This is a genomic window from Niallia sp. FSL W8-0635, assembly GCF_038007965.1.
In the GTDB taxonomy this organism is placed as follows: Bacteria; Bacillota; Bacilli; order Bacillales; family Cytobacillaceae; genus Niallia.
Genome location: NZ_JBBOYD010000001.1, coordinates 2,179,167 through 2,205,397, shown reverse-complemented (window position 1 = coordinate 2,205,397; position 26,231 = coordinate 2,179,167). Strand labels below are relative to the sequence as shown.

Sequence of the window (26,231 nt, the reverse complement as noted above, 5' to 3'; positions counted from 1 at the left end):
ATTAATAAATTCTCTTCTTTCCCTTCTTCACTAACTCCCAGTCTTTTTCTATATTTTTTCTAATCCTATAAAGTAGGTTATAAATAACTTCTATCTCAGACTCGGAGAAACCAGCTAATGCAATCTCATTTGAATAATCATTTTCTCTTTTAATAAAGGGGTAAACTTGTTCACCTTTCTCCGTTGGAAAGAGTTTTTTTATTTTTTTGTTCTTTTGATCCTCTTTTTTTTCAATAAATCCATTCATCTCCAATTTTTTTATAGAACGTGCTGCTGTTGTTCGATCTACCTTTATCATTTCCGCTAATTTTTCTTGGATGATTCCTGGATTTTCACATATTCTCACAAGGTAAAGATACTGTCCCTTAGTAAGGTTAAATTCTTTAAATTCAATGTTACTAATAGAATCCAATGCTCTACCAATCATCCCAATCTCCCGGAGAATTTCTTTCATTTTTTCACTTCCTCTCATTTTTTTATTGTATTTACAACAAAAGACCTCTAATTTCAAATTAACATATTTTTATTGTATTTGCAACAAAAAATACCGAAGTGACGTAATATTTTTCTATGATTAAACTACAAAATATTGTACTTGTCTTACATAAAAACCACTTATTTATGTCATATTAATCAAGCAATGGTCAAAATACTATTTATAAGTGTCTCAATTTCAAAATATGTGGAGGAAATTTTATGAAAGAGATGAACCATAACACAGAGCCTACTTCAGTAGAAATCCCAAACCTTTGGACTCTATTCATTAACGATTCCAAATCCCTATGTCTTCTTAACCATTCAATCGAAAATGATAGGAATAACGATTTTAAAGAGATTCTCGAATATTGGCTTAATCTGTCAAATAATTTCATCAAATGTATTAAGAAAACAATGAAATTACATAAACGAACCATTCCCATAATGTTACATAAAGGTTTTTACAGCAAAAAATCTAGATCTCAGCTTTTAAGAAAATATGATTGGTTAGCACAATCATCGTTAGCTGAAAACGAGATAAAATTAGCAATTAAGAAGTAGTGGGTAGCTTATGGGAAAAGAAAAAGTTATTGAAAATATACTATGGAGCATCGCATTACCAGGCTTTGCTCAACTACTAAACAAAAGGTATCTTAAGGGATTTTTCTTTATTGGACTTGAGTTTTTGATTAATATTCAGGCAAATTTTAACGAGGCTATTTTCCTTAGTTTTTATGGAAGAATTCAAGAAGCAATTGAAGTCACGAATTTTCAATGGTTAATGTTTTATCCTTGCCTATATTTCTTTGCCATGTGGGATGCATGTAGGGATTCTGGGGTAAAAGTTCCACTATTTACTTATCTTCCGTTCGTTTTCTCGGCGTATTTTGTTACAGTCGGATTGATACTATCACCAGAGGTCAAAGTATTCGGAAAGCTATTGGGACCAGTATGGCTGCCAATGTTATTTGTTATACCAGGAGTCACCATTGGCTTTGTTCTAAAAAAAATCTTATCTAATTTCACCTAAAAAAATACCAAAGCGATGGTATTTTTTTATTTTCCTATTTCTAATTTTTTATTTTTAACTCTTTCTTTTCTATTTTTCTAGTTCAAAACCTTCCCCATAATCACATACGGAGCCTCATGCTCACTAGGAATAAACGGTTCTTTTATGACAATCCATCCCATTCGATTATATAAATGTCGGGCAACTGTATTGTTTACTTGAGTTGTTAATACAGCCGTTTTATTGTCTACTTCCTTTAATAATTCATGAATAAGTTTGTTTCCATATCCTTTATTTCGATGCAACGAATGCACGGCCAATTCAACTACTTCAAAACAATCTTTTAACCATGTTTCATATTCTTTTTGACTAACCTCTTTGGAAAGCAATTCATGATAATACTGTCCCGGTAATGAGGTATATCCATATGCAAATCCTAAGAGTCCCTCTTCTTCTGAAATAATTATGTAGCCCTTAAACCCTTCGTAAGTGGTATGCCTAATTAAGCGTTCTATTATGGACTTATTCCATACTTTTTTATATAATTCTTCCATTTTACCGATGATATTTTCATTTTTATCCATTGCTAATAGCTGGACCACTTTATTCCCTCCCAAATTTCCTCTCAAAGCTTCCTTTTTAAGCCCTCATGTGTTGCTTGAAATCCTAGCCGTTCATAAAATCGCAAAGCATCTGGTCTTTGTTTATCTGTCGTAAGCTGGATTAAATGACAGCCACGGGATTTCGCACGTTGGATTGCCCAGTTGATTAATGCCGTACCTACTCCTTTTCCCCTTACGGAAGAGGCTGTTCGAACTCCTTCGATAGTAGCTCTCCATGCCCCTTGATGGGTGATATATGGTGTAAAAGTAATTTGCTGCACACCTACTATTTCAACACCAATACATGCTACTACTAATTCATTATTTGGGTCTGCAGAAATAGCTTTAAATGCCTCAATGTAACTCTCTGGCAGTGGTTGTTCATACCGTTCCCGTTTACTCCCTAAAACATCGTCCGCAAGCATCGCAACTATTTGATCTAAATCCTGTTCAGTCGCCATTCTAAACATTAACCCAACCAATCATATCTCCCCTGTCAAATAACGGATTCCTTATTTACTCCTTTCTTCTTCTGTTCTTATCCCTCTATTTCCTTTAAAACAAAGAGGATTTTTTTGAATAATAGGTAGAATTTTACGATATTAAAAAATATACTAAAAATGCAAGTTGAAACTAATTATTCGAAAACAAAAGATAGACAAATATATTGGTCTATCTTGCTGACATTTTCCGATAAAAATTAAATTAACGGCATTCAGTACGATTGTAACAAAAATAAGGACCGTTGCTGCTACCACCACACCACCAGTAGTGTCCATAAGTGCACTCCAATCCTCAATTTTAACAAGATGATAGTTATAGAAAATCTGAAAAAACAATGCAATCACACAAGCGGTCATGCTGACAAGACCAATCATTAGCCAATTTCCCTGATTCTCACTTTTATTTCGCATTAGATTAGCAGCTGGCAATATCCAAGCTATCAAACCAAGCACTAGGCTGCCAATATTAAGTAAACCTATCATACATAGGGCCTCCTTTGTTATATATGAATCTTAAATTCCCAATCACTTATTAAAAGGTAAATAACCTCTATTTAACTTAAGTTAAATTTTACCATAATCCACCACTTACCCATACTAAAATTATAATGTCTGTACTGATTTTAATATCCATGAATTTAAGAAAGTAACTTATATATTTAATTTTTCACTAACCATTCAAACCATCTACCATGACCGTCCGTTTCTGCAATCGTATTTTCGCTCTTTTTACCAGCCAAATAACAATCTAAATGTAAGAATCTATCTTGAATATTATTGTAAAGATGAAATACATCCCTTTGTTCCCCAATAGCATCTACCGTTTGTAATAAAAGCTGCTTCCCTTCTAGTGGCATTTGATTTGCTACATGGGTATGAAAAATGCAAATAACACTGTCGTCTGGAATAGTTTCGGCGAAATGAGGTAGTAAGCTTATTCCATCCCCATTAATTAAATTCAATGAACCCTTATTACTATTTTTTACCACTTTTTCAAACAAGAACAATCTCTCTTTATGTTCTGGCCATATTAAGGATTTTAGCCATAATTCCTCTTCTTCATCACGTAAATCTATCGTATGTAAATCAAAGCCAATCCTTGTAGTAACGGGGGGAGCTGATTTAAGAAGGAATGGCCTATTAGCTCCTTTTATTTCTGCCGTTATAGGAAGCTCAGAATCTATCTTTCCATACCATTCATCTTTACCGTATGAATAGCAATACTTATCCCAGTTAAGCTGTAATCCTGCGCTAGTGCCTATTTCAATTAGTGCTAAAGGCTTCTTTGCTCGCTCATAAATCATACAAAAAGCTGGATAAAGATAAGAACATCTTCGCACCTCATTCGTTTGCACCAGCTTCGTTTGGAGAATTACTTCGATCTCCTTTTGATAATTCAAGCAAAAGTCTTTAAAAATAGAAAATGAATCCTTAAATGACTTTGGTGTTTCTACGATACTCGGATAATAATCCTTTAATGGGTGTTCGGTCCCCTTTAGTAAAAGATAGTGAACCGCGCCAAATAATAGATTAGGGACAGGCTGCCCCTCTCTGGCCCTACTAGCTATTTTAAGAAGAGAATTATCCATAGCAATTTGTTTTGACAAATATTCATAGATTAAGCTTGATCCCTTACATTCCTTTTCTGCAAAGGTTAAAAAGGTTTGAGACAGAGATTTATTTGTACTTATCAAACTAATCATCCCCTTTATCGTTCCACTAAGTATTCAATTTGTGCAATTATCTCTCTAATTTCATTGTGACACCCTTCCAATATTCCCAAGCTTTTAAATATGCACCCATATCGTCGGGATGGTGTTTGATACAGGTCCCTATTCTTAGGTATAAACCAATTATCACCAAATCATATGTATTTTCATAATTATTTACTACCATTAGATTTGCTGCTGCATCAATTGTTTCCCTAGTTAAATCCTCTGGGGATGAGCAAAAGGCGTAAATTAAATCATACATGGGATCTCCGATAATCGGCGTTGGGTCAATTACACCCGTTAACTTTCCATTGTTAAAAATGAAATTATGCACGCCACAATCTCCATGAATAAAAAATGGTTTACGATCATTATTAATCTTTTTAATTAGATTATGTATTAAATGATAGTCATCCTTGCTTAATCGTGAACCTATCAATTTATAAGCTTCTGCTATTTCAGCATTAAGAAAACTTTTCCAAGAATCTGTCGGTTCATCTGCCCAGCCCCACCCAAATTCTTGATCTGTAAGCTTATAATTATTTATAAGCTCTTTCACGTTCTTGGAGCATTTCCTTTTTATTTTTTCTAAGATATTGAGTAGAACCATCTATGTAGGAATATAGGATATACCTATTTGTATGCTCAACGAAAAGCAGTTTAGGCAGTAAGTTTAATTCCTTGTATGTATGAAGAAAATGCGACTCCGCTTTAATAATTTGCGAATCATTTGCCTTCACAACATATTTTCTTCCATCATTATGCAGAAGAAACACTTGACTGACCGTACCGCCATTTAATTGTTCATAATCTGTTTGGTTGGAAAGTATTATTTTATTATGTATTAGCTCTTTTATTATCTTTTCATGTTCATACTTCCCCCCTACTTCACATATTTCTTCTTAGCCAGTTTTATCTATGTCCATCTATTCGTGCCTGAATGTACCCGTAATACGCACATGTTCCATTTTGACTTAGGTCTTTTACTCCAAAGCCACATTTCTCATAAAAGCTGTAATTATTCGCAGATGTATGCGCAAACCAATCACCATGGGGATGCTTTTGAACACATAGTTCCACTAACTTTTTGCCAATGCCTTTCCCGTGATATTCTGATAAAACAACTAAATCCATTATATTTGCAGCCATGATCTTATCTGAGATAACCTAACCATTCTAGTCATTTTATTTTGATCCCAAACCGTAAATACCCAAGTAGAGTTTGGGAATATGCGTGTAAACTTCTCTTGCTGCCAAGCTGGAGTATTTCTTGTCCAACCAGCATCTTCAAATAATGCTTCCACATAGTCAGCTGGAACATCCTCCGTACCTTCTCTTATTACGAAGCCGTTGAAATATTGGTACATGGTAAATGTCTCTTTTATATTTAGGAAATTCTTTAATACTGTCACCCTCGAATTAATTATTTCATATTTCTGAATTTAAAAGTTGCAAAATATTATTAATATAGAATTTTTTACTACAAATTTGTACTACTACATTCTTTTCTCCAAATAAAAATTGGCACAGAAACTGAGTTTTAATGGTCTATTTATTTTTCCGATATTCCATTTGCCAACAACAAAAAATACACCCAAACAGATATCGGAATCATAACAGTTATATTCGATAAAATACTAAATAACTTTATACTTTTATTATTAGATTGTACTCCTATAAGGAGAGAAACTAGTAGACCAATATCAATTAGTAAATACAAGCTTATTGGTATCCATAGATTCAAATTAGGACCTCTTACAAAAAGAAAGACTGCCATTGCGGCTAAGAATAAGACTAAGGTTAGGCTAATGGATATAAACTCTTTCTTATTTTTTTGTTTTTGAGACAAGATATACCCTACTTTCATATTGGAATAAGACTTAAATCCAGTTTAAATCGTATAAATGGTAATGACATTTATACGATTTAACTACTTGATAAGTTTCATCAAAGGTCAATTTGTTATTATTTTTCAGATAAAGATTTCAGTATTAAATCAATTTCCATATTCAGCAAATACCTCTTCATCCCCGTAAAATACATTGACATCAATAAATTTCTCATCGCCACTATAGCCTTCTAATCTTTCTCGAGCGGTGTATAGTCAAAAATGCCAGTTTCAAAAATGTAGGATTAAATCGCCCCTTTTGCTTTAAAGCTATCCTAATCAACAAGACCATCGCCTATATAAGCAAATGTATTTATATCTGCATAAATAATCATATTGTTTGGAATGGATTTACTTTTCGTTGGAAAATCAAGCAAATATACTTCTTTTCCTTCATAAGATTTATCATCAACTTGAGACATCATATTCTCAGTAAGAGTAATTTTCGAAATTTCTCCATCTTCCCAAGTACCATTGATCCATTCTTTTTGTTCTGCTGACAATTGCTTCCAAACCATTTCTCGGACATCACCCTTTTTTTTAACCTTCTTATCCTGTAATAAAATATCTACCATTCCGTCTAACTGATTCAACCATTCTGTTCTCTTCTCTTTTTCCTTTTCATTCTCAATTTGTTCAGCCACTTCAGCGATTTCCTTTAACTGTTCTTTTATTGCCGATTCTCCTTCTAATGCAGCATAATGTTTAGCATAAGCCTTTGTTACATAACCTATATGTTTTTCGTATGCTCCCAGGTCACTATAGGGTTCATAGGTCTCAGCATGCATACTATCTTTTGTGCTAACTAACCAACTTTTCATATCCGAAAATTCCAGTTTTTCAATAATGTCATTTCTTTCATCTACAATTCCATAGTCTTCAGCTATCATTATCAATTGATTGACTGCTCGCTCTAAATTTAAAGTATCTTCTTCTATTTCATTTTGAGCTGCTTGTTGTAAATTTTTCGATAGTTTGCCTATTTCCTCTAATTTATCTACAATTGTTTTTTCTTGTTGAATAGCAGCGAATTGTGTGGAATTGCTCTCAGCATATTCTCCCACCTCTTGTGCATATTCTTTTCCATTTTGATACCACATATCTGGATTTCTCAGCTTCAAATTTAGTTCATATAAAAAACTCGCTAAATTAGGAACCTGTTGATTTTCTTGTTTGCTTGTGCTCGTTGTTTCATCTACTACTTTATCGTTCACTTGCCCCACTTGATTCCGATTAGTATCAATATTTCCTGATTGCTTAAACACATATCCACCTAAAAAAACAATAAAACAAGCAACCGCAACAAAAGAAAGTGCTGGTGCTAGGGAAAAACGATTTTTTACTTTTTTATCCTGAATCACAACTGTATAGAGTTTTTCTTTGTCAGCAACACTCATTTTCCCATGCTTTAAAATTGTCCTATTCATGCTCTCTCTTAAAGATTTCAGCTCGTCACTCATTCCCTTCGCCCCTTTCCATTTTCTTTTGAAGTATCTTCTTTCCTCGTCTTAACCTAGTTTTAATAGTATCAACATTCAAATGGGTTAAGGCTTCAATTTCTTTCATTTTTAATTGCTCATAATAGAATAAAATAATAATTTCGCGATATTTAGTTGGCAGCGCTAATACCTTTTGAGATAATTCCATGTCCTCTAGTTTGTTTATCACTTGATCCTCTGGAGAAAATTCGTTATTCCCTAGCCTTTCTGGCATAAAATCAGTTAAAAAAAAGGAACGATACCATTTACTTTTCAAATAATCCTTGCATTTATTTCTTGTAATCTTATAAAGCCATGTCTTATAGGAGCTGTCTCCTCTAAAATCCTCCATTTTTTCATAGCATTTTATAAATACTTCTTGGGTGATATCTTCTGCTGCTGACCAGTTTTTCACATATGTATAAGCCAACCTTTTTATACTCTCCGCATATAGCTCAATAAGTTCTCTTAATAGCTCCTCTTTACTCGGCGGACTTACTTCCATTTTTCCTAATGACATGGCAACTTTAATCCTCTCCTTCATATTGATTTGCCTATAGACGACTCATCTTAATAAAATGTTTCGATTTTTTTAAAATTCTATAATAGGAATTTTTTACAATGCTAAAATCTAGCCATTGCAGATTAACCATTAGTGGGTATCCGCCAACATTAATTTTCCGATTGTCTAATTGAAAGCTATTTATAAACATTCCTCTACATGCTAAAATATTCTTCAGAATTTTATTTCCTATTTATTATGTGCGCATTCCTTTTTTGGCTAGTTGATTCAGTCTTACTCCAAAAAAGATGAATATAGAAAAATACCTTTGTGGAATTAGGAGGAACACGATGAAGAATTCATTACAATTAATAGCAGAAGTATCTTATTCATTAAAATTTTTGGTTTATGTTCAAAATATCTTTCTTAACCAGAATGAAAATATGGATGATTGGAAATTTCCCTATCTTCCAACAACTTGCCAGTTTCGAAATGATTTTTTATTACGATATCGAGACTTATGGGCTACAGTTACAAAACGTATTTCCGAAAGTAGAGAAATTGACCAGGATATTTTCTATAATGAAAAATACTTCTTTTATCAAGAGTTGTTCGTTGTAAATGACGATAATTTAACGGCATTTGATCAAATATATGCTTCCTTTTTCACTTGGTGGACAAGCCTTGCTGGAGGTTTTTCCATTGAAAGGGCTATGGACGACCGAGTAGAGAACATATATCGCGATGTAGCAAATATACTATTGGAAGAAAAAATCATCCCAAAAAAGCTGTTGAATATTACCTTTATTTATGATGATTCTATAGTCGAAGATTTACCCCCTTTTTCCTATTTTGCTGTTTTATCTATAAAAAAGTGTACGATCCGTTATAAAAATGTAGTTACTGGATTAAGGATGTGTGTTGATTAATTATCTTCTATAATGATAAAAGTTATTTTTCATCATTCAGTTTTAGTAGCCTTTACTTAATAACAACCTGCCTACCTCTTCCCAGTCCTTCACTCTCGTTATTCGTTCGTGATTACACATTCGGTTATATGGCTTATCAAGTAGAAATACATCCATTCCATTATTCGCAATTGATAATGCATGGGAAGGATTGTCTTCTATAAATAGAGTGATATTATGAATTAAAGCACATTCAGGTTTGCCATTTATATATTCTGAAGCGCATATTATATCATCTATGGGTAGCTCATTTCTTTCAACCCATAGTTCAGCTGAATTCATCCACGCTTTCGGTCTTCCCGTCATTATTGATAGTTTTGTAGTTTTGCTTAGTTCACTAAGTACATCGATCATAAATGGATATGGATTAGCTGAATGCAGTTCCTTTTGGCTTTTTGTAAAAAAATCTAAAAATGCTTCAAAGGAATACCCATACAAATCCGAAACTCCATACTCAACCATTTCTTCGTAATTTAAGTCTTTATTATGTATTTTATTTAAAAGCTGTACAATCGATTTTCTCATATCAACAAGTGTATCATCAAAATCTAATCCGATGTGGTTCATATAACTCCTCGCATTTCTTATATTTTACTTCATTCACATCAAGTAAATAATGCTTGCTTATTATGTCTAAATCCCAAAAATCCGCGGCACGTGAACTCCCCAGTCAAACAAGATCCCCATTACTGTAAAAACAAAAATATAATAATGCAAAGGTTTACAAATGCTTTTCCAATTCGGTTATCATTTTTATCTTCTCTATTCTGTTGCACTCTTTCTCTATATAGTTCTTGAACCATTTTTTGCTTTTGCAGTTTCTCTTCCTTGTTTTGATTCATCCCTTTATTCCACTCCTTTTTCAAATCCTTCCTTCAAAAAATCCTTCCCTCAATAAGAATTTTCTCGTCATTAAATAGAATTCAAATTATTTTGCCACTATTTTCTCCTTAATTTTTCCACAATGAAAGGCAATTCACCTAAATCGTCCACAATATACTCTGCCTCGACATTATTCCATTGAACATCTTTCTTCCAAATGCCTTTCATCCCCACTTTTTTAGCAGCCAGTACATCATTCTCTGGATGATCTCCTACAAATATAGCTTCATTTGGCGGAACATTCAGTATTTCTAATGCCTTATTAAATATCCTTGGATCCGGCTTTTTTATTCCCTCCCATTCAGATACTAAAATGACATCAAAATATTTTCCTATCCCCAAAGACTTGATATTGTCCATTTGAAACTGCCCATATCCATTTGTAATCATTCCTAGTAATAAATTATTACTCTTTAATTCTTCCAACATCTTAATAAGGTTAGGAAATGGAACACAACTATCTTTAAATTGACTAATATAATCTTGTAAAAGCTCTTCCCACGTTATTTGCTTTATATCAAATTCATCTACTAATTGTTGGTACACTTTATCTTTCCAAACATAACCGCGCTTATCCAATTCTATAAATCTTGTTATATACGTGTCTTTTGGAATATGGTCAAGCTTTTTATTCAGCCTTTCGTGTTGGCTGTCAACAAACACTTTTACTGATGCATCTCTGTTTAATAAGGTTCCATCTAAATCAAATATTATCGCTTTAACCATGGTTTGTTTTCAATACCCCTAACTAAATAGATTTTTTAAATTTCAGCTTACTCCGCACTCAAATTATACCAAATTTTTCTATATTATTTCGATTAATTTGTTAAAATAGATATTAGAATTGGAGGGCGATAATATGCTTAAAAGGAAAATGATTGCAGCTATCCTTACTTTTGTCTTATCTGTTTTGGTATTTACTTTATTTCTTCCTCTAGACTTATTTTTTTCCGACGCAGTAAATAGAAAAGGGGATTTTACAGAGGATCTTTTAGCTTATTCTTTTTATTTTAGCTTAGGATTATTTCTATATGGCTTTCCAATTTCCATCCTTATAGAAAAAATAACGAGGAAACTCCCTGAAGGAAGACGGTCATTTGCCTTTCTTTTATATGTTTTCTTTGGATTTTTTCCTTTCTTTTTCCTGTGGATTTTCACTATTTACTCCTTAAGCATTTCTATTATGTTCTTTATTATTGATGAAATAATAATGCTGTTGAGAAAAGGTAAAAATGAAAAAATAGCGGAAGTTCGCTGACTTTTCCTTGCCGTTAAAAATATAAGGTTGTTGTGCAAAGGCACCCGTTCGTACAATCTTTCTTGTGAATAAGGAAAAAAACGTGTTTCACTTAATAGAAGCACATCTCATTGAACAGTACTGACTCCTTAACCAATTCCAGCAATCAAACCATATAACCCAAACAATAATAATATTAATCCCGAAATACGATTAACAAAAATTAATGAAAAAATTTTCATTCGGTTTGCAACTATTCCTGCTATGCTACTTAGCAATAGCCACCATAACGCTGAACCTAAAAATACTCCTAACACTAAAATAAAGCCGAGTGCTGTTGTATTATTAGTTGTCATTCCAAGACCTGAAAAAATGGCAATGAATGACAAAATAGTTACTGGGTTAGTTATTGTTAATAAAAAGGTAGATATGTAAGCTGCGAAAGGTTTATTACCTTTTGCTTTAGCTGATTCATTAGAAGGTCGTGAAAAGAATATTTTTATGCCTAAGTAACATAAGAAACTGCTACCAATAATATGAAGCCATAGCTGCTGTCCAATTAAAAAATTTGTAATAAGTGTCAAACCGAAACCAGCAATTAGCCCATATAATCCATCTGCTGTTGCAGCTCCTAATCCAGAGACAAATCCAACTAACCTACCATGCTCAATTGTTCGACGAATACATAAAATCCCAATTGGTCCAACTGGAGCAGCAATACTGAACCCAATAATAAGTCCCTTAATTAACAATTCCCCGAACATTTAATTTTCACCTGTTTTATTAAATTTATCTTTTTGCAGTGGGATTTGAAAAGTTTCTTTCGTTGTATCCATTACAATCGTAGTTCTTGTTCTCAGTACGCCAGCAAGACTTTTAATTTCATAACTTATTACTCTGTCTAAATCCTTTGTATTCCGGCAACGAATTTTCAATAAATAATCGTCTTCCCCTGCAATATGATGACATTCTTGCACTTCTTCTAAATCTGTGACAAGTTGTAGAAAATCTTTCCTGTATCTTGGTCTTTCTAATGAAACTGTTACAAATGCAGTGCACTCTGTTCCTACGCTTTCACCATTTACCATTGCCCCAAGCTCTTTAATTACTTTATTGTTAAACAAACGATTAACACGGTCTGCGATTGCTGGAGCAGATAATCCAATTTGAGAAGCTAATTCAGCCCAAGTAACCCTTCCGTTAGTCATTATCGCCTTGATTATTTTATAATCGAAAGAATCCAACCTAATCTTCCTTTCTTTATAAAGTTTTTATTATTATATTATTTATAAAAGAAAATTTCAAATTTTTTTAAAAATTAAACAACAGATATTTTTGTTAAATAAATAACGCCCTAATTAATATTAATTAGAACGCCACTCGTAATTATTTATTCAATTAGCCTTCCTCTCTATCACAAAAAAGCTTCCCTTTATTTTAGGAAAGCACTTCTTAATTTATATATAATTTTTCACAAAAAAGGTGATTTTCGTTCGTTATCATTTCTCTCTAGTTATATTATACCATTACACATAGGTTATTTATAGACTACTCTTTTTCTAATTCCATACTATACTGTTTGTTATAGCCAAATTTAAAATATAAGGAGTGTATCCGTATGAATAACAAAACAAATGCCCTAGATAACGGTCCTTTTTTTCATGGTACGAAAGCAGAACTAAAAATTGGGGATTTATTAGAACCACAACACTTGTCCAATTACCAAGATAAAAAATCGAATTATATATATTTTACTGCAACATTAAATGCTGCGAAATGGGGTGCTGAATTAGCAAGGTCTCATTCAAAAGAACGAATATATATTGTTGAACCATTAGGAGATTTTGAAAATGATCCGAACGTAACGGACAAGAGATTTCCAGGAAATCCAACACGTTCTTATCGATCTAAATCTCCTTTAAAAATAATAGCTGAATTAGGCTCATGGGAAAGACATTCTGACGAAGAAATAAATCATATGCTTACATCTTTAAAAGAGTTAAGTGAACAAGGTAAAAATGTAATTTACGATTAATCCAAAATTTCTAGAAGTTCATGATGTAAGAACAAGAATCAATTTACTTTTGCACGTTGTCTGAACCGTTAAGATTTCATAATCTGGATAAATTAATTGGAAATCTTTCCTCTCATTCTTTGAGAGGAAACTTCCAAAAATATGGTCCATTTATCTATAAATCTTCCTTTTTGTCGGCAAATAATTTCATTTGTTGATATTCCGAAAGAATTTTGTGAGGATCTAATTTCCCAATAAAAACCAGAACCATTCGTAGGTCTCAAGGATAACGACTAGATATATAATTGATAAAACATGCTCTATATCAGTAACTTCGCAATAAATTCCCCTGCGCATTTTTCTATGACAACACAATTAAAAGAGATCTCAATTGAATTAAGTATTCCTTCTATTAAAGAGTACTCTCCTTTTTATCTCAAAAATGAATATCCTACCATAGGCATCTAGATACTTATTCTATTTGTCCAAAGTAAAAAAGAATTCAAGACCAGTTGGCTTTCTATTGAACGGTTCATTATATTCCTTAAACATTAATTTAATGCTTGACGTATCTTCAGGTAAGGGAGGCGTTACAATATAATCGAATGATATATGTCCACCAGAACCTCCACCTTGATTGTTTCGACAGTCATATTCCATTCTGCTGTCCTCGATTGAAAGTTCTATAAATGTAAAATGCTGCATATCTCCGGGCTTCTCTTCTGAGATGTCCTTATCAATATTCAAGTGAACTAAACTAGCATTCTCATATTGACGAATGAATGTAACTGAATAAAATACATTATTATCTTCAAATGACTTTAAAACTGGTATATTTTTAAGGAATCCTTTTGGTTCTTCTATTGGTTTATACCTATCCTCCCTTGGTAAATGGATAAAAACATCATTTAAAAAGTCTTCATTCAAATTATATTTTTTAGACCATGTAGCAATATGCTGCGAAGTTGGGTCACCAGGATCACTTGAGATTAATTTTCTTTGACTTATTAATTCACATATTTTTTCATCAATTGACTCAACTCGTTTATCATAATCGTTAATATTTGATTCATGTGTCATTTTTCATCCTCCAATTCTAAAGTATTTTATTACCAATATAATATATATAGGAAATATTTAAATTTATAGTTATTCCTTCTTCCACTAACTTCCCCCGTAAAACTGGGCACAATATTTTACTTTAGACGGCTCTACACTCTATTGTCTTCATTTGTCATAGATACAAAATTAAGGATTAGTATATAAAATGGATACGCTATCAACCCTACTAGCGCCAAAAGACCAATAACAGGATTTGGGGAGTCTCCTCCATCAGTCATTGGAAATAGTGAAGCGAATACATAAATAAACAGAATAAAATAAGGGACCCAAAGAATAACTGTCCAAAATTTGGCCTTTCGTCCATCCAACCACTTTTTAGTTAAGAAAAAGATCAGTATTGTACCACCTATAACTTCAATAATAAGCGTTACACAGATCATAAAATTAACCATACCGATACCCCAATTTGTTAATCTGGTAATTCTATATATATTGAATATAAGTTCAAGAGGAGCAAACACCATAAGAGCATAAATAATACTAACAACATTTAACTTACAGAAATATTTCATTTTATAAGCCTCCAATAACAATTACTAGGTTATAAAAATTTAATTAATGGCATTGGACAGTACTTATCTATTAAACTATTTGAGCCTTAGTTATTGGACCTGTTAATTGATGAAATAAGCTGCAAACCTAATTTGAATAATATCTATCAAATTACCAATCCTTAAACATTGTTGTTAAATCTGAAAGATGTTCTGCTATCCAAGTCATCTCATTTTGAAATTGAACTTCTTGATATCTTTCCTTATTAAAATTTGGGACTACCCACCAAGTACTTTCTAGATACCACAATAGATATAGCGACCGTACAAAAGTACCTTTTTCAAGTCCTCTATTAGTTCTATAACCAGTCAAAAATGCTCTAGCTACATTTGGTTGGAAGGCCATATCTTTCAATGCCCCTGACATAATTGCCCTTGCAATATCCAATTCAGGATAGTCAAACGCAAAACGGTCAAAATCAAGAATTGCGGATAACTCATCTTCATTAAACAATAGATTATCGACCCACAAATCCCTATGTGCCCAACCAGGCTCACTAGAACTTATAATATCTAAATTAAAATGTTCTGTAGCCTTAAGTTGCTTTTCTATAAGTGCCATTAACGCATAATTTTCTTTCATCTTATCATATAATGTTTCCCAATGTTTTAAGCGTTTTTCTATACTAGGTGGGACAAATTTTGGGTTTCCTTCTTTACCGTACGTACCATCATTGGAAATATTGTGCATTTTAGCTGTCATCACTCCAAGACTATACATCTGGTTTTCATTTAACGTTCCAGGTAAAAGATTATTTCCTTCCATATGCTCCATCATAATAAACCTTTCTCCACTAGTAGTCTTATGCACGACGTTTCTATTATACATTAATAGATTTGGACACAGTGTTCCATTTTTATATTGTCTTACTTGTTCATGTAGAGCAATATCTTGTTCTAAAACAACCTTTTCAAAATCACGGTGTTTATATCGTTCTTTACTGATTTGTTTTATGACGTATCGCTTTTCCCCAGTTTCAACCTTCCATTTTAGATTGAGATATCCCAGATTAAGAGGTATAGGATTATTCAAGTGTATGCCTACCCTTTTTTCAACCGTTTCTTTTATCTCTAGGTAAATATTATTAGGAGATTTTTTTATAGTTTCTATGATTTCCATCCTCCATAAACCTTTCTTTTGCTACACTAACCTGCCCATCAGTACAATAACTTCAACAATAAAACCTTAATTCATCGCTAACATGATTACATTTCAAAAGAGTAATGCTTTTCCACTTTACATACTCGAACATTAAACTTTTTATACCATTCTTTTTTACCCTTTTCTTGAGCTACCTTATGAGCTGAGTTTTCTTTCCAGCATTTAATATCCTCTAAAGTTTCCCAATATGAAACAGTAATACCTAACTCACTATCTCTTGCACTTTCAATCCCTAAAAATCCTTGCTGTTTTGAAGCCAACTCTTCCATTACTTCTGCCATTTTGCCATACCCATTGTCACCTTCAGTTCGCTGTGAAGTAAATATGACTGCATAATATGATGGATGTTGTTTTTTCTCCTTACCACTCATTTTTCATCCCCCAATTACTTCATTAAAATATTCCCGATACCATAATTTAATCTCTTTTTAAAAACTTTAAATAAGACAACCTTAAGCAGTACTAAACTTTCCATAATGTATTTACCCTTACGTAAAATTTTACCATAAAAAACCAAAATTGAAATCTGCACCTTTAGTCCATAAAATAAAAAGACAGCTTTTTACTGCAAATAATAGGTAGTTGAAATCCTCCTTTTAACTAAAGTGACTAAATAGAAAAAGCATCTTAATTACGCAACCTTTCAGTTACCCTCATTGACAAGCAACCAAATAGTTGCTTATAATCAATATATGTGGGACAAAGACACTATATTTAAAGCACTTGCCGATTCAAATCGGCGACTAATACTAGATGAACTATCTGAACGGAATGAAATGACATTATATGAACTTACTGCTCGTCTCATTATGAAGCATAATCTTACCATTTCACGACAAGGAATAGCGAAACACCTTTCCTTATTAGAAGATGCTGGACTTGTACAATCAAAACGAAAGGGAAAATATCGAGTGCTCCTTTTTAACAATGAACCACTTAAAGATTTGTTGAAAGGATGGTTAGAGTAATTTTAGAAACTATCTCGGTGATAAAAGGTTAAGAATAAGAATTTTGGAAACTGTATAAGTTATTTGCTTACAGCTTGATTATTATCACAGCACAAATCTACTCAAATATCAAAGGAGCCAAAAAGGATGAAAATCATTGTTACCAGTTTATTCGTAGAAGATCAAGACAAAGCACTAAAGTTTTATTCTGAAACACTAGGTTTTGTAAAGAAGCACGACGTTCCTAGTGGAAAATTCCGATGGATCACCGTTGTTTCTTCCGAAGATCAAGGTGGTACCGAGCTTGTTCTCGAACCAAATGAGAATCCAATCGCTAACGATTACCAAAAGAAATTATTTGAACAGGGTATTCCAGCGACTATGTTTGGGGTTGCTGATGTTCAGGAAGAATACAAACGATTATTGGATAAGGGCGTTCATTTTACAATGGAGCCGACAAAAATGGGTGATATCACAATCGCTGTATTTGATGATACTTGTGGTAATCTTATTCAAATCATACAACAGTAAAGTTTATATTAGTAAAGGACCTCCTAATAGAGGTCCTTTACTTCATCATTTTCTAATATCACAAGAACATCATTCCTATGCGGCTATTATCTAATTTTCACTATTATTTTCCCTTTCGCTCTTCCTGTCTCTGCGTATTCCATCGCTTCTTGAGCATTTTCAAAAGGATAAACTCTATCAATGATAGGTTTAATCTTACCAGCCTCGATATAGTTTGCGATAGTACGTAATTGCTCACCACTTGGCTTCATAAACAAAAAGGAATATTGAACATGATGCTTTTTTTCAAGGACAGTAAGTTTATGAGTCAGCGCTGAAAACAACAATGTTTTAAAAAATCCTGAACCATATTCTCTCCCAAAGCGAGCATTCGGTAATCCCGAAACGGAAACAATTTTCCCTCCGCTTTTTACCACTCCGAATGATTTTTCCAGTATCTCGCCGCCAAGTGTATCAAATACTGCATCATAGTTTTTCAGTTTCTCTTCAAATTTTTCTGTTCTGTAATTTATAATCTCATCTGCTCCAAGAGATTTCACTAAATTCGCACCAGCTTCACTTGCTGTCGTTGCAACAAAAGCTCCCATTATTTTTGCCAGTTGAATAGCAAAAGTACCTACACCCCCAGCACCTGCTTGAATTAAAATCTTTTGTCCTTTTTGTAATTGCATAATGTCTGCAAGTGCTTGGTAGGTGGTTAGTCCAACAAGCGGGATTGATGCTGCTTCTTCAAAGCTCAAATTTTTAGGCTTTAAGGCGATATCCTCTTCATGAATGGCGATATATTCAGCAAAAGTACCGATTTTACTTTTTCGTGGACGTGCATATATTTCATCACCAACTTTAAAGCGAGTCACTTTTGCTCCGACCTTTGCAACTACTCCAGAAAAATCATTCCCTAAGATAAGCGGCATTTTATATTTCAGTAATAATTTCACTTTCCCATCACGAATCTTAAAATCAACAGGATTGATACTAGCAGCATGAATCTCTGCTAGCACCTCATATTCCCCAATTTCAGGTGTCGGCATTTCTGCCAGACGCATTGGAACTTTTCCGTATCTATCAATAACCATTGCTCTCATTTCCTATACCTCCAAATAATCTCTATATTAAATTCAATAAAAGTTCTCCATGAATGTATCTATATCCGACACAAGCGTTCGTAATAAACCTAATTCTGAACGTACATTGATATAATAAAAGTTTTTTGTCCCTTCTTTACGCATTAAAATAACACCAGCATCTCGTAAAACCTTAAGATGATGGGATACAGCAGGGCGAGAAAGATGTGTTTGCTCCGTGATTTCTCCGACGCGTAATCCTGTTTGACAATCAGTCCCCATTAACACTAACAAGATCGATTGCCTTGTTTCATCTCCAATTGCCAATAATACCTTTTGACAATTTATAAAATCCTCTTTGATTATATTTAGTTGGCCCTGTTTATTCATTTAGTAAAATACCTCCAATAATCAGTTTAATGGTTTAAGTTGATGAACCATATAACCTAATCCAAGAATATACTATTGTTTTCCTTGCTGCAATATTGAGAAAGCAAATCGAGACGAATGAAAATCTAGTCGGCAATGATTATTTCCATAACAAATACGATAAAAATATCATAAAGTACCTTTTTTCTCCAGAGTATGAAATAAAGGACCTCCATAAAGAGATCCTTTACTTCATACTATCTTTCACCTTTTGAGGTATCATAACAACTTCTGTCTTTAAATCAACAGGCTTAAACGTTTCGTCTATGCATTCGTTCCAAAACTCAATATGCTTTTTATCAATCCAGTGCTCCGATTGTTCTACTTCTTGCCCATCTTCGCCTTGGACAGAATACCAATAGAGATATTCTTCCCCATTCAGCGTTTCTCTAAATATAGTCTCAACTAACATTTTTTCCCCTTCTAATGTGACAAGAACCTCTTTTTTATTGTCATTTAAGAAACTTAACCATTCATCCACTCTTTCCGATTTCCCTTTTTTCACTTTAAATCTTGTTAATTCAACGTTCATGTTTCTCCTCCTGTTTGTTACTTTTTATGTATGTGAACTAATTTCAGCTTAGAACGAACGATAAAACCACTGGACTCATAAGCTAACACTTTTCTAGTATCATCCCTCTGCTTCCTATCTTAATAATGGCCTAAATACTTTCAAATAGCTTTTTAATAAGGTTATTTGAATAGGAGACACTGTTATTGATTGTTTTACTATTCGATTTTTATTCTTTAAAAAGTTTTTAATTTGTTTTCTTCTATTAGGTGCCATATGGAAAGGTAAATTATTTGGACTTAACCATTCGACTTTTTCTGTTTCGGGTCCTTCTTCTATTGGTATTCCCCCTGTTAATTCTCCCAAGAATAAGAATTGAATATCATCGAATTGTGGTTGAAAATATTCCCCGATTTTCTGCTTAATTCGAATAACGTATCCTGTTTCCTCTTCTGTTTCACGAATGGCACAGTCTTCTAAGGTCTCTCCCTTTTCCCATCTACCACCTGGTAAATCCCAAATTGGAAAATCCTTACGTTTTGTCAATAAGATTTGTCCTTTTTCATTCAGTATAATCGTAAAGCAACCTGTTGTTTTTGCCATTTTACATATCCTCTCAAACTTTCTCTTTTATATGCTAGTATGAATTTTTTATGATAAAATCATTTTAACAGATTTTTCCAAATATACGAAACAGGAGTATTCTTTATGAAAATAATGATATTAGGTTCCACTGGATTTTTCGGTTCATCCTTATTTAAACTAGCTGGGTTAAATCCTAATTATTACGTTTGCGGCACTTCTCGCTCCAATAATGCATGTACAAATATTTTACAACTAGATATAAGGAACAAACATCAGGTAACACAACTAGTCAATCATATTGATCCAGATGTAGTTATCTGGTCTTTAATGGATGGGGAAAAGGAAAATCATCTTATAGAAGTTGGTCTCAACCATTTATTATCTGCCATTTCAAAAGAAACTAAATTAATATATTTATCAACAGACGCCATTTTTGTAGATGGTAAAGGTAACTATGCTGAAACAGAGCAACCAGGATTTCTTCCTAGTGAAGCTCCTTTATCTACATATGTAAATGCCAAACACTTTGGGGAAGACTTAATCCTTGCAAATCATGCAAACCATGTCCTTATTCGTACTGGTCCCCTATATGGCGAAGATGCCAATCACATGATTGAAACCAGAACACAGCGCATCATTCATAAGATAAACACAAATGGATATGCGAATGCTGCTGCCAACACGTTCAAATCCTTTGTTCATATTGATGATTAAAAAATTGAAGTGTTATAGAATGTGAAACAAGGAGGTTTTATCATGCCGGCGAATAAATTGTCCTTTATTTGTGTAGCTATAAATTTTATAGGAATTCTGTGTTTCTACATTGCTTCTACTTTCCATTTCTTAGCTGATTTGTTTGGTATCTTAATCTTACTAATGATCGGTGCTACTCCAATTGTCTCCTTTATTGGAATACTTCTTGGTATAGGCGCTATTGTACTTAAAGAACCTTTTCTCAAATGTATTACTGCGATAATTTTAAACTTCGTGTTTCTTTTGATGTTCTTCAATGGTTTTTTGATTTTGAAGTAATATAAACTATTGGTCACACGACTCCCCGGAAAATCTTGTTTCTCAAAAATGTTACACGGAATATTTAAACATTTGAAAACGAGAAAACCAACCTATTCCGTCGCAAGCAAAAGGCTGGTTCTCAATGAATATAATATTTAATTGACAACAACACACTGACGGTAGAGGCTATAGGAGAAGTTGGTCCTTCTCCAAACTATTTTCATGTTTAGCTCTTTAACATTCTATTGATTTCTTCATCTGATAGTATTGGATTATCTTGATTCAAAGCCACTCTTAATTGCTTTTCTTCTTCTGAATCAGTAACTTCATAGCAATCATCGTTACCAACGTCTTCTACTTCCATCAACAAAAAATTTTTCTTCCCAACTTGGATGTATGAATGACCAGTTTGAATTGCTTTTTTTTATGTCATCATGTCCAATTCTTATAGGCTCCATTAACATCACCAACTTTAATTTATTTAGTTTTATTTTAAATGATTTATTCAATGAAATAAAATGCTTGTTCAAATTTGTAAAAATGTCTCATTAATAAAGGAATCCCTTACTCTCGATTACCATAAAAATCATTCCAAAACTAAGTAGATTCTCTTAATAAGGAATCTAGCATCTCTAATAGTTCTTTCTCGTTATAAATCGTTTTGTTCACGAGTAACCATCCTTCCAATTAATTCGTCCTTTAATTGCATTCGAAGTGAATTTTTATAATATTTAGATTACAATATAGTAAGAGGTGATGATATGAACTTGTGGATCGTCGTATTTATTCTTTTTGTAGTAATAGGCTTGGGATTGACTCTTATCGGCTGGAATAAAAAGTCTATTCTTACCATGTTCTTTGGATTAATATTTTTAATGTTACCTATTTTCTACACTGTTCCGTGGTTAAAGCATTTTGTTCCATTTATTCCTCCAATCGCTATGGGCATTGCATATCTAGCGAAGAAGTTAAAGACTGCCTAAAGATACCTTTATCGGAGGTATCTTTTTATGCGCTCATACATCGCAATTCTATACCAGAAGCAATCTTGCTTCATAGAAGGTTTTGAGCAGTTTATTAGTCTTGTCTGGTTCTTCTGAAATTAGATTTACAATTCATCTTTGGCTAATAATTAGACATTTATTTCATGGTTACATATTCTTTTTTACACAATAGGCAAATAAAAATGGGAGTATCGGTATAATCACTAATAATCTGAGCCAATTTTCCGCCCCTATAAAATAAAGCGATGGGACTAAAAAGAGGATCCCACTGATTAAAAGAGTTTTCCAAGATCTCCACCATAATCCTATAAGGAATAATAAGAATCCTATACCAATTAACAACCAGAATAGTAGACCGAACCAGTAGAAATCCACTCCATTTCCTCCTTTTCCCTTCCTATTCTCTAATACTGCTTGATACAAATTAATCTTCACTGCTTTTTTCGCTGTAATCAAAGCTCTGAACATTCTTCATACAGATATATATCCCGTTTTAGAACAAATAATAATCATCATAAAACATCCCTAGGAGATTTTTATGATGAGAACACTTTTTTTATTATTACTACTTTTCACATCATTTCATACTGTCACAGCTGCAACTACCATAACAGAAAGCCTTCCTCCAAATGCAAAGCCACATTAACAGAGTCTGCCTTTTTAAGATTTCTCGGTCCCACTATTCTTGAAATCATGGAGAAGCATGGTGATAACCAGCTGTATATGGATGAAAAAATAGAATCGATTACTTTTAACGAACAAGAAGATTCGTATGATGTGACATTACATGTAATCGGTTTTGAAGGAGCCAATGATCAACCTTATAATTTCATTCGAATGGTCATTCGTATTCCTGGTAGGGAAAATAACACTGGTTACTATGATGTCATTTCCTATAAGAATCATTTACCTGATAAAGTAAAAAATAGTATTTAGACTTTTTATAAACCTATCGTTTTAATTTAAAGTGCTTTTAAAAATAGGACCATCATCAAAGCGACTAATCTTTTTTTCCATAAGAAGATTGAACTCATTCATTTTCATCTTTTTTATTTTTAAACGTTTTCTCGATAAACTCTTGTTCCTCTTCTTCACTCAATATTCCAGTTGCTTTCCCGATTGTTCCATCTTGGAGCCTCCACAAGGCATTGTGATCCTCATCTGCTGTCCGAAAATCTCCAGCTTTCCATTTTGACAAAATTTCCAATAAAGCATCTTTATTTTCGTAAGTGTTATATTTTACGATGTTATATAGCATGTCTATTCTCTCATTTGTCATTTGAACCGCTCCCCATTTTTCATCGGCTCGCACTTTTTGATGAGTCATTTCGTGCATGGTCGATGTAACCCGATACTCATGCCAATACTCATAATCAATTTTGCTAATGTCCACTTCTGCTTCTTTTTCTGTACTTTTACTTGCTTTAATACTTTTATCGATAGCCTCTCCCTCTGCTGATACAACGGAACCCTCAATCGTATCAGTGGAAAAATGATGATATAGTCCATATGTACCAAAGCCGATTAGTAATAGTAGAGCGATACTCCATATAGAATATTTAGTCCAGCTTTTCCTTTTACTTCTTTTTGATTCATCCATTTACCTTCACCTAACCCTATTTGTTTTATATGGAGAGTTTCTTTCTTTGTAACTTGACCGCTTCTATTATGTATTTGTTAAATCTGACTAAAAATCGTTCCCATTCTTAATGCGTTTAATCCCATATGGAAAATTCTGATAATATCAGTTTAGCATGGAATATTGCTGATGAAAATGCAAAATCCATTCATCCTTCCTTTCTATTACTCTATTTGTGGGGATCCCTGCCATTTTTACATCGTTCATAAGATTCATCTATGTTACTATTTATTGGTAAACTTCATTTTAGGAATTGGGAGATGGGAAATTTATGGTTATTATTAGAGAAATGAAGAAATCAGATATAGATTCAATCCGAAAAATTGCTGCTTTCACATGGAAACATACATATAGTGAGATAATTCCAGAGGCGATACAATCTAAGGTTTTAAATGATGCCTATTCAAATGAGGAAATGGATAATCGATTGAATTCCTCTTTAACGTTAGTTGCAGAATACAAGGACGAAATAACAGGATACGCCTTTTTTTCAGGCGACTTAACGAAGAAAGATATCTACTTAGAGTCCATCTATATTCATTCAAGTTTCCAAGGACAAGGAATTGGCAAACAATTATTAAGCACAGGAATTAATTATTACAGGAATCCAAGTACTCTCTCATTAACGGTTTATAAGGGAAATCCGAGTATAGTATTCTATGAAAAAGAAGGATTTAAGGTTGTTAAGGAAAATACCGGTGATTTCTATGGACATCCGATGGTATTCATTATGATGGCTAAAGATTTAAAATAAGGGATTAGTACCTGTAAGATGAAAAAAACTGTCCCAAGTTGTAAATAAACTTGGGACAGATCCTTAATAGCATGGTCATACTTTATCTTTTGTTGGTTTTCTAGTTAATGGCTGAGCTTGTTCTTTAGGCTGTACTTTCGTCTTTGCTTTTGATGGTACAAAGAAAGTTAATATCAATGCCACAACAGCTAAAATGGTCATGAAATAATACGCATCACTTGAACCTAATATGGAAGCAAGCTTGCGAATTATATCAGCTGTTGCATTTGGTGTTTCTTGCATTAGTGTTTCTGCATGGCTAGTTGTTTGTACAGTAAATACGGTTATAACTACTGCCGTTCCAATTGCACCTGCTATTTGACGTAATGTATTATTGACGGCCGTACCATGTGTTACGAGTTCCTTTGGTAAAGCATTCAAACTAGCCGTATTCAATGGCATTGTAATAAAGCTTAAACCAATTCGAAGAAAAATGGTTCGTATCATGAGAAAAACAAAGGTTGTTGTCTCTGTTAAATCGGTTACCACCCACATGGAAGGAATGATGAAAATCAAACCAATAATGAATAATGGTTTGGCTCCAAAACGATCATACATTTTTCCAGTAACAGGCGACATAAATGCATTTATTACTGCACCTGGCAATAGTAGCAAGCCTGCATTAAATGCCGTAAAGCCTCGTCCATCTTGAAGATAGATTGGTAATAAAATCATATCTGCATACATCATCATCGTGACAATAATATTAATGATCGAGGTTAGTGTAAATACTTTATTATTAAATACGTTTAAGTTGAGTAATGGATCCGATGATTTCATTTGTCTTAGACAGAATAGGAAAGTAGTGAGAATCCCTACTAGAATAGTAATAATAACGAGTTTATCATCCCATCCTCTGCTACCCGCATTACTAAATCCATATAAAATTAGCCCAAAACCAATGGTGGAAAAAATAACACTTACAACATCTAGCTTAGCCTTTGCCGTTTCTGAAACATTGATCAAATATTTTATGGATAATAATAAAACGATTACGACAAGTGGTATTAGACCGATAAATAACCAGCGCCAAGAAAAGTATTCAATGACAAAACCGGCTAATGTAGGCGCAATGGCTGGAGCGAAAATAATAGCGAGGCCAATTAGCCCCATCATACTGCCTCTTTTTTCTGGTGGAAAAATAAACATAACGACACTCATTAGTAATGGCATGATAATTCCTGCTCCAATAGCTTGTATCATACGTCCTGTAAGTAAGATAGAAAATGTAGGCGCTGCTGCGCATAAAATGGAGCCTATTAATAGAAATAACATGGAGCTGATAAATAATTGACGTGTTGAAAAACGCTTCATTAAAAATGCGGTAATAGGGACCAATACCCCGTTTATTAACATAAATCCTGTTGATAGCCACTGTACAGTTGGCGCAGAAACAGAAAATACATCCATTAAATTACTTAAAGCAACGTTTAACAGCGTTTGGTTGAGCGTGGAAAGAAAACACCCTAAAATTAACACGGTTAACAATACTTTTTTATTGATTGATTCTGGCATAGACAAGTTCCCTTCTTCATTTGCTTTTTTAACACTGTGACAATAAAATATAGAATAACATGTATTTTTATTGATTCCTATTTACAATTTTT

Annotated in this window: 37 protein-coding genes and 2 pseudogenes; 11 read left to right on the top strand and 28 right to left on the bottom strand. The window is 33.2% G+C overall.

Annotated features, from left to right (window positions below):
• Position 1: 1 nt before the first annotated feature.
• Positions 2 to 454 carry a MarR family winged helix-turn-helix transcriptional regulator gene (locus NYE52_RS10535; RefSeq protein WP_341193011.1) on the bottom strand — a complete coding sequence of 151 codons (453 nt, stop codon included), beginning with the start codon at positions 452 to 454 and terminating at the stop codon, positions 2 to 4.
• A 242-nt stretch (positions 455 to 696) separates the two neighbouring features.
• Here NYE52_RS10535 and NYE52_RS10530 point away from each other — a divergent pair, with 242 nt between their 5' ends.
• Positions 697 to 1,038: a DUF3231 family protein gene (locus NYE52_RS10530; RefSeq protein ID WP_341193010.1), complete on the top strand. Its 342-nt coding sequence runs from the start codon at positions 697 to 699 to the stop codon at positions 1,036 to 1,038.
• A gap of 10 nt (positions 1,039 to 1,048) precedes the next feature.
• A complete protein-coding gene (locus NYE52_RS10525; RefSeq protein WP_341193009.1) occupies positions 1,049 to 1,507 on the top strand; it encodes a hypothetical protein in 459 nt (152 codons plus the stop codon).
• A 77-nt stretch (positions 1,508 to 1,584) separates the two neighbouring features.
• Here NYE52_RS10525 and NYE52_RS10520 read toward each other — a convergent pair whose 3' ends face one another.
• From NYE52_RS10520 to NYE52_RS10475, 10 genes and pseudogenes are all read right to left on the bottom strand, one after another.
• Positions 1,585 to 2,088: a GNAT family N-acetyltransferase gene (locus NYE52_RS10520; RefSeq protein WP_341193008.1), complete on the bottom strand. Its 504-nt coding sequence runs from the start codon at positions 2,086 to 2,088 to the stop codon at positions 1,585 to 1,587.
• Between the two features lie 23 nt (positions 2,089 to 2,111).
• Positions 2,112 to 2,558 carry a GNAT family N-acetyltransferase gene (locus NYE52_RS10515; RefSeq protein WP_341195156.1) on the bottom strand — a complete coding sequence of 149 codons (447 nt, stop codon included), beginning with the start codon at positions 2,556 to 2,558 and terminating at the stop codon, positions 2,112 to 2,114.
• Between the two features lie 144 nt (positions 2,559 to 2,702).
• Positions 2,703 to 3,074, bottom strand: coding sequence for a hypothetical protein (locus NYE52_RS10510; RefSeq protein WP_341193007.1), 372 nt, complete (start codon positions 3,072 to 3,074; stop codon positions 2,703 to 2,705).
• A gap of 176 nt (positions 3,075 to 3,250) precedes the next feature.
• Positions 3,251 to 4,282 carry a DUF2332 domain-containing protein gene (locus NYE52_RS10505; protein ID WP_341195155.1) on the bottom strand — a complete coding sequence of 344 codons (1,032 nt, stop codon included), beginning with the start codon at positions 4,280 to 4,282 and terminating at the stop codon, positions 3,251 to 3,253.
• Between the two features lie 49 nt (positions 4,283 to 4,331).
• Entirely contained in the window at positions 4,332 to 4,862 is a 531-nt protein-coding gene (locus tag NYE52_RS10500) for a phosphotransferase (RefSeq protein ID WP_341193006.1), read from the bottom strand.
• Between the two features lie 353 nt (positions 4,863 to 5,215).
• Positions 5,216 to 5,670, bottom strand: a pseudogene (locus NYE52_RS10495) (GNAT family N-acetyltransferase).
• 185 nt (positions 5,671 to 5,855) lie between these two features.
• Positions 5,856 to 6,152: a hypothetical protein gene (locus NYE52_RS10490; protein ID WP_341193005.1), complete on the bottom strand. Its 297-nt coding sequence runs from the start codon at positions 6,150 to 6,152 to the stop codon at positions 5,856 to 5,858.
• A gap of 147 nt (positions 6,153 to 6,299) precedes the next feature.
• A pseudogene (locus NYE52_RS10485) lies at positions 6,300 to 6,404 on the bottom strand (GH25 family lysozyme); the annotation flags it as partial.
• Positions 6,405 to 6,466: 62 nt separating this feature from the next.
• Positions 6,467 to 7,651 carry a hypothetical protein gene (locus tag NYE52_RS10480; protein WP_341193004.1) on the bottom strand — a complete coding sequence of 395 codons (1,185 nt, stop codon included), beginning with the start codon at positions 7,649 to 7,651 and terminating at the stop codon, positions 6,467 to 6,469.
• Complete coding sequence (locus NYE52_RS10475) at positions 7,644 to 8,189, bottom strand: sigma-70 family RNA polymerase sigma factor (RefSeq protein WP_341193003.1); 546 nt, start codon at positions 8,187 to 8,189, stop codon at positions 7,644 to 7,646. The genes NYE52_RS10480 and NYE52_RS10475 overlap by 8 nt, the downstream gene beginning before the upstream one ends.
• A gap of 332 nt (positions 8,190 to 8,521) precedes the next feature.
• Between NYE52_RS10475 and NYE52_RS10470 the strand changes: the two genes are divergently transcribed.
• Complete coding sequence (locus tag NYE52_RS10470) at positions 8,522 to 9,100, top strand: hypothetical protein (protein ID WP_341193002.1); 579 nt, start codon at positions 8,522 to 8,524, stop codon at positions 9,098 to 9,100.
• Positions 9,101 to 9,142: 42 nt separating this feature from the next.
• Here the strand turns inward: NYE52_RS10470 and NYE52_RS10465 are convergent, their stop codons facing one another.
• From NYE52_RS10465 to NYE52_RS10455, 3 genes are all read right to left on the bottom strand, one after another.
• Entirely contained in the window at positions 9,143 to 9,706 is a 564-nt protein-coding gene (locus NYE52_RS10465) for a 5' nucleotidase, NT5C type (protein ID WP_341193001.1), read from the bottom strand.
• A 119-nt stretch (positions 9,707 to 9,825) separates the two neighbouring features.
• Positions 9,826 to 9,981 (bottom strand): hypothetical protein, encoded by a 156-nt coding sequence (locus NYE52_RS10460; RefSeq protein WP_341193000.1) that lies wholly within the window; start codon positions 9,979 to 9,981, stop codon positions 9,826 to 9,828.
• A 97-nt stretch (positions 9,982 to 10,078) separates the two neighbouring features.
• Complete coding sequence (locus NYE52_RS10455) at positions 10,079 to 10,747, bottom strand: HAD family hydrolase (protein WP_341192999.1); 669 nt, start codon at positions 10,745 to 10,747, stop codon at positions 10,079 to 10,081.
• Between the two features lie 133 nt (positions 10,748 to 10,880).
• Here NYE52_RS10455 and NYE52_RS10450 point away from each other — a divergent pair, with 133 nt between their 5' ends.
• Positions 10,881 to 11,279 carry a hypothetical protein gene (locus NYE52_RS10450; protein WP_341192998.1) on the top strand — a complete coding sequence of 133 codons (399 nt, stop codon included), beginning with the start codon at positions 10,881 to 10,883 and terminating at the stop codon, positions 11,277 to 11,279.
• Between the two features lie 128 nt (positions 11,280 to 11,407).
• Here the strand turns inward: NYE52_RS10450 and NYE52_RS10445 are convergent, their stop codons facing one another.
• Both NYE52_RS10445 and NYE52_RS10440 read right to left on the bottom strand, forming a co-directional pair.
• Positions 11,408 to 12,022, bottom strand: a complete 615-nt coding sequence (locus tag NYE52_RS10445) for a LysE family translocator (protein ID WP_341192997.1) — start codon at positions 12,020 to 12,022, stop codon at positions 11,408 to 11,410.
• Positions 12,023 to 12,502, bottom strand: a complete 480-nt coding sequence (locus NYE52_RS10440; RefSeq protein WP_341192996.1) for an Lrp/AsnC family transcriptional regulator — start codon at positions 12,500 to 12,502, stop codon at positions 12,023 to 12,025.
• A gap of 374 nt (positions 12,503 to 12,876) precedes the next feature.
• Here NYE52_RS10440 and arr point away from each other — a divergent pair, with 374 nt between their 5' ends.
• Entirely contained in the window at positions 12,877 to 13,293 is a 417-nt protein-coding gene (gene arr, locus NYE52_RS10435; RefSeq protein WP_341192995.1) for an NAD(+)--rifampin ADP-ribosyltransferase, read from the top strand.
• 456 nt (positions 13,294 to 13,749) lie between these two features.
• Here the strand turns inward: arr and NYE52_RS10430 are convergent, their stop codons facing one another.
• The 4 genes from NYE52_RS10430 to NYE52_RS10415 all read right to left on the bottom strand — a co-directional run bounded on the left by NYE52_RS10430 (position 13,750) and on the right by NYE52_RS10415 (position 16,478).
• Positions 13,750 to 14,352 (bottom strand): hypothetical protein, encoded by a 603-nt coding sequence (locus tag NYE52_RS10430; RefSeq protein ID WP_341192994.1) that lies wholly within the window; start codon positions 14,350 to 14,352, stop codon positions 13,750 to 13,752.
• 131 nt (positions 14,353 to 14,483) lie between these two features.
• Positions 14,484 to 14,906, bottom strand: coding sequence for a hypothetical protein (locus NYE52_RS10425; protein ID WP_341192993.1), 423 nt, complete (start codon positions 14,904 to 14,906; stop codon positions 14,484 to 14,486).
• A 151-nt stretch (positions 14,907 to 15,057) separates the two neighbouring features.
• Positions 15,058 to 16,065, bottom strand: a complete 1,008-nt coding sequence (locus tag NYE52_RS10420) for a phosphotransferase enzyme family protein (RefSeq protein ID WP_341192992.1) — start codon at positions 16,063 to 16,065, stop codon at positions 15,058 to 15,060.
• Between the two features lie 86 nt (positions 16,066 to 16,151).
• The gene (locus NYE52_RS10415; RefSeq protein WP_341192991.1) at positions 16,152 to 16,478 is read right to left on the bottom strand and encodes an antibiotic biosynthesis monooxygenase family protein; all 327 of its coding nucleotides are present in this window, start codon (positions 16,476 to 16,478) and stop codon (positions 16,152 to 16,154) included.
• Between the two features lie 321 nt (positions 16,479 to 16,799).
• Here NYE52_RS10415 and NYE52_RS10410 point away from each other — a divergent pair, with 321 nt between their 5' ends.
• Both NYE52_RS10410 and NYE52_RS10405 read left to right on the top strand, forming a co-directional pair.
• Positions 16,800 to 17,075, top strand: coding sequence for an ArsR/SmtB family transcription factor (locus NYE52_RS10410; protein ID WP_341195154.1), 276 nt, complete (start codon positions 16,800 to 16,802; stop codon positions 17,073 to 17,075).
• Between the two features lie 126 nt (positions 17,076 to 17,201).
• Complete coding sequence (locus NYE52_RS10405; protein ID WP_341192990.1) at positions 17,202 to 17,585, top strand: VOC family protein; 384 nt, start codon at positions 17,202 to 17,204, stop codon at positions 17,583 to 17,585.
• An 86-nt stretch (positions 17,586 to 17,671) separates the two neighbouring features.
• Here the strand turns inward: NYE52_RS10405 and NYE52_RS10400 are convergent, their stop codons facing one another.
• The 4 genes from NYE52_RS10400 to NYE52_RS10385 all read right to left on the bottom strand — a co-directional run bounded on the left by NYE52_RS10400 (position 17,672) and on the right by NYE52_RS10385 (position 20,192).
• Positions 17,672 to 18,670: an NADP-dependent oxidoreductase gene (locus NYE52_RS10400; protein ID WP_341192989.1), complete on the bottom strand. Its 999-nt coding sequence runs from the start codon at positions 18,668 to 18,670 to the stop codon at positions 17,672 to 17,674.
• 33 nt (positions 18,671 to 18,703) lie between these two features.
• A complete protein-coding gene (locus NYE52_RS10395) occupies positions 18,704 to 19,039 on the bottom strand; it encodes an ArsR/SmtB family transcription factor (protein WP_341192988.1) in 336 nt (111 codons plus the stop codon).
• A gap of 226 nt (positions 19,040 to 19,265) precedes the next feature.
• Positions 19,266 to 19,610, bottom strand: coding sequence for a DUF6176 family protein (locus NYE52_RS10390; RefSeq protein WP_341192987.1), 345 nt, complete (start codon positions 19,608 to 19,610; stop codon positions 19,266 to 19,268).
• 114 nt (positions 19,611 to 19,724) lie between these two features.
• On the bottom strand, positions 19,725 to 20,192 hold the full coding sequence (locus NYE52_RS10385) for an NUDIX hydrolase (protein ID WP_341192986.1): 468 nt from the start codon (positions 20,190 to 20,192) through the stop codon (positions 19,725 to 19,727).
• A 105-nt stretch (positions 20,193 to 20,297) separates the two neighbouring features.
• Here NYE52_RS10385 and NYE52_RS10380 point away from each other — a divergent pair, with 105 nt between their 5' ends.
• Positions 20,298 to 20,888: a sugar nucleotide-binding protein gene (locus NYE52_RS10380; RefSeq protein ID WP_341192985.1), complete on the top strand. Its 591-nt coding sequence runs from the start codon at positions 20,298 to 20,300 to the stop codon at positions 20,886 to 20,888.
• 104 nt (positions 20,889 to 20,992) lie between these two features.
• Here the strand turns inward: NYE52_RS10380 and NYE52_RS10375 are convergent, their stop codons facing one another.
• On the bottom strand, positions 20,993 to 21,223 hold the full coding sequence (locus NYE52_RS10375; protein ID WP_341192984.1) for a hypothetical protein: 231 nt from the start codon (positions 21,221 to 21,223) through the stop codon (positions 20,993 to 20,995).
• A gap of 191 nt (positions 21,224 to 21,414) precedes the next feature.
• The gene (locus tag NYE52_RS10370) at positions 21,415 to 21,558 is read right to left on the bottom strand and encodes a hypothetical protein (RefSeq protein ID WP_341192983.1); all 144 of its coding nucleotides are present in this window, start codon (positions 21,556 to 21,558) and stop codon (positions 21,415 to 21,417) included.
• 391 nt (positions 21,559 to 21,949) lie between these two features.
• On the opposite strand from NYE52_RS10370, the gene NYE52_RS10365 reads away from it, so the two are divergent.
• Together NYE52_RS10365 and NYE52_RS10360 are read left to right on the top strand one after the other, a co-directional pair.
• Positions 21,950 to 22,171 (top strand): hypothetical protein, encoded by a 222-nt coding sequence (locus NYE52_RS10365; RefSeq protein ID WP_341192982.1) that lies wholly within the window; start codon positions 21,950 to 21,952, stop codon positions 22,169 to 22,171.
• Between the two features lie 744 nt (positions 22,172 to 22,915).
• Positions 22,916 to 23,128 (top strand): hypothetical protein, encoded by a 213-nt coding sequence (locus NYE52_RS10360; protein ID WP_341192981.1) that lies wholly within the window; start codon positions 22,916 to 22,918, stop codon positions 23,126 to 23,128.
• 94 nt (positions 23,129 to 23,222) lie between these two features.
• On the opposite strand, the gene NYE52_RS10355 is transcribed toward NYE52_RS10360, so the two are convergent.
• Positions 23,223 to 23,792, bottom strand: a complete 570-nt coding sequence (locus NYE52_RS10355) for a DUF6241 domain-containing protein (protein WP_341192980.1) — start codon at positions 23,790 to 23,792, stop codon at positions 23,223 to 23,225.
• 310 nt (positions 23,793 to 24,102) lie between these two features.
• Between NYE52_RS10355 and NYE52_RS10350 the strand changes: the two genes are divergently transcribed.
• Positions 24,103 to 24,585, top strand: coding sequence for a GNAT family N-acetyltransferase (locus NYE52_RS10350; RefSeq protein WP_341192979.1), 483 nt, complete (start codon positions 24,103 to 24,105; stop codon positions 24,583 to 24,585).
• Positions 24,586 to 24,660: 75 nt separating this feature from the next.
• Here NYE52_RS10350 and NYE52_RS10345 read toward each other — a convergent pair whose 3' ends face one another.
• A complete protein-coding gene (locus tag NYE52_RS10345; RefSeq protein ID WP_341192978.1) occupies positions 24,661 to 26,139 on the bottom strand; it encodes a DHA2 family efflux MFS transporter permease subunit in 1,479 nt (492 codons plus the stop codon).
• Positions 26,140 to 26,231: the final 92 nt, after the last annotated feature.

Excerpts from the sequence above, each read along its gene's own strand:
- NYE52_RS10535 (WP_341193011.1), bottom strand. The coding sequence starts at position 454 with ATGAAAGAAATTCTCCGGGAGATTGGGATGATTGGTAGAGCATTGGAT.
- NYE52_RS10530 (WP_341193010.1), top strand. The coding sequence starts at position 697 with ATGAAAGAGATGAACCATAACACAGAGCCTACTTCAGTAGAAATCCCA.
- NYE52_RS10525 (WP_341193009.1), top strand. The coding sequence starts at position 1,049 with ATGGGAAAAGAAAAAGTTATTGAAAATATACTATGGAGCATCGCATTA.
- NYE52_RS10515 (WP_341195156.1), bottom strand. The coding sequence starts at position 2,558 with ATGTTTAGAATGGCGACTGAACAGGATTTAGATCAAATAGTTGCGATG.
- NYE52_RS10510 (WP_341193007.1), bottom strand. The coding sequence starts at position 3,074 with ATGATAGGTTTACTTAATATTGGCAGCCTAGTGCTTGGTTTGATAGCT.
- NYE52_RS10480 (WP_341193004.1), bottom strand. The coding sequence starts at position 7,651 with ATGAGTGACGAGCTGAAATCTTTAAGAGAGAGCATGAATAGGACAATT.
- NYE52_RS10475 (WP_341193003.1), bottom strand. The coding sequence starts at position 8,189 with ATGTCATTAGGAAAAATGGAAGTAAGTCCGCCGAGTAAAGAGGAGCTA.
- NYE52_RS10470 (WP_341193002.1), top strand. The coding sequence starts at position 8,522 with ATGAAGAATTCATTACAATTAATAGCAGAAGTATCTTATTCATTAAAA.
- NYE52_RS10465 (WP_341193001.1), bottom strand. The coding sequence starts at position 9,706 with ATGAACCACATCGGATTAGATTTTGATGATACACTTGTTGATATGAGA.
- NYE52_RS10460 (WP_341193000.1), bottom strand. The coding sequence starts at position 9,981 with ATGAATCAAAACAAGGAAGAGAAACTGCAAAAGCAAAAAATGGTTCAA.
- NYE52_RS10455 (WP_341192999.1), bottom strand. The coding sequence starts at position 10,747 with ATGGTTAAAGCGATAATATTTGATTTAGATGGAACCTTATTAAACAGA.
- NYE52_RS10450 (WP_341192998.1), top strand. The coding sequence starts at position 10,881 with ATGCTTAAAAGGAAAATGATTGCAGCTATCCTTACTTTTGTCTTATCT.
- NYE52_RS10445 (WP_341192997.1), bottom strand. The coding sequence starts at position 12,022 with ATGTTCGGGGAATTGTTAATTAAGGGACTTATTATTGGGTTCAGTATT.
- arr (WP_341192995.1), top strand. The coding sequence starts at position 12,877 with ATGAATAACAAAACAAATGCCCTAGATAACGGTCCTTTTTTTCATGGT.
- NYE52_RS10430 (WP_341192994.1), bottom strand. The coding sequence starts at position 14,352 with ATGACACATGAATCAAATATTAACGATTATGATAAACGAGTTGAGTCA.
- NYE52_RS10425 (WP_341192993.1), bottom strand. The coding sequence starts at position 14,906 with ATGAAATATTTCTGTAAGTTAAATGTTGTTAGTATTATTTATGCTCTT.
- NYE52_RS10420 (WP_341192992.1), bottom strand. The coding sequence starts at position 16,065 with ATGGAAATCATAGAAACTATAAAAAAATCTCCTAATAATATTTACCTA.
- NYE52_RS10415 (WP_341192991.1), bottom strand. The coding sequence starts at position 16,478 with ATGAGTGGTAAGGAGAAAAAACAACATCCATCATATTATGCAGTCATA.
- NYE52_RS10410 (WP_341195154.1), top strand. The coding sequence starts at position 16,800 with ATGTGGGACAAAGACACTATATTTAAAGCACTTGCCGATTCAAATCGG.
- NYE52_RS10405 (WP_341192990.1), top strand. The coding sequence starts at position 17,202 with ATGAAAATCATTGTTACCAGTTTATTCGTAGAAGATCAAGACAAAGCA.
- NYE52_RS10400 (WP_341192989.1), bottom strand. The coding sequence starts at position 18,670 with ATGAGAGCAATGGTTATTGATAGATACGGAAAAGTTCCAATGCGTCTG.
- NYE52_RS10395 (WP_341192988.1), bottom strand. The coding sequence starts at position 19,039 with ATGAATAAACAGGGCCAACTAAATATAATCAAAGAGGATTTTATAAAT.
- NYE52_RS10390 (WP_341192987.1), bottom strand. The coding sequence starts at position 19,610 with ATGAACGTTGAATTAACAAGATTTAAAGTGAAAAAAGGGAAATCGGAA.
- NYE52_RS10385 (WP_341192986.1), bottom strand. The coding sequence starts at position 20,192 with ATGGCAAAAACAACAGGTTGCTTTACGATTATACTGAATGAAAAAGGA.
- NYE52_RS10380 (WP_341192985.1), top strand. The coding sequence starts at position 20,298 with ATGAAAATAATGATATTAGGTTCCACTGGATTTTTCGGTTCATCCTTA.
- NYE52_RS10365 (WP_341192982.1), top strand. The coding sequence starts at position 21,950 with ATGAACTTGTGGATCGTCGTATTTATTCTTTTTGTAGTAATAGGCTTG.
- NYE52_RS10360 (WP_341192981.1), top strand. The coding sequence starts at position 22,916 with ATGGATGAAAAAATAGAATCGATTACTTTTAACGAACAAGAAGATTCG.
- NYE52_RS10355 (WP_341192980.1), bottom strand. The coding sequence starts at position 23,792 with ATGGATGAATCAAAAAGAAGTAAAAGGAAAAGCTGGACTAAATATTCT.
- NYE52_RS10350 (WP_341192979.1), top strand. The coding sequence starts at position 24,103 with ATGGTTATTATTAGAGAAATGAAGAAATCAGATATAGATTCAATCCGA.
- NYE52_RS10345 (WP_341192978.1), bottom strand. The coding sequence starts at position 26,139 with ATGCCAGAATCAATCAATAAAAAAGTATTGTTAACCGTGTTAATTTTA.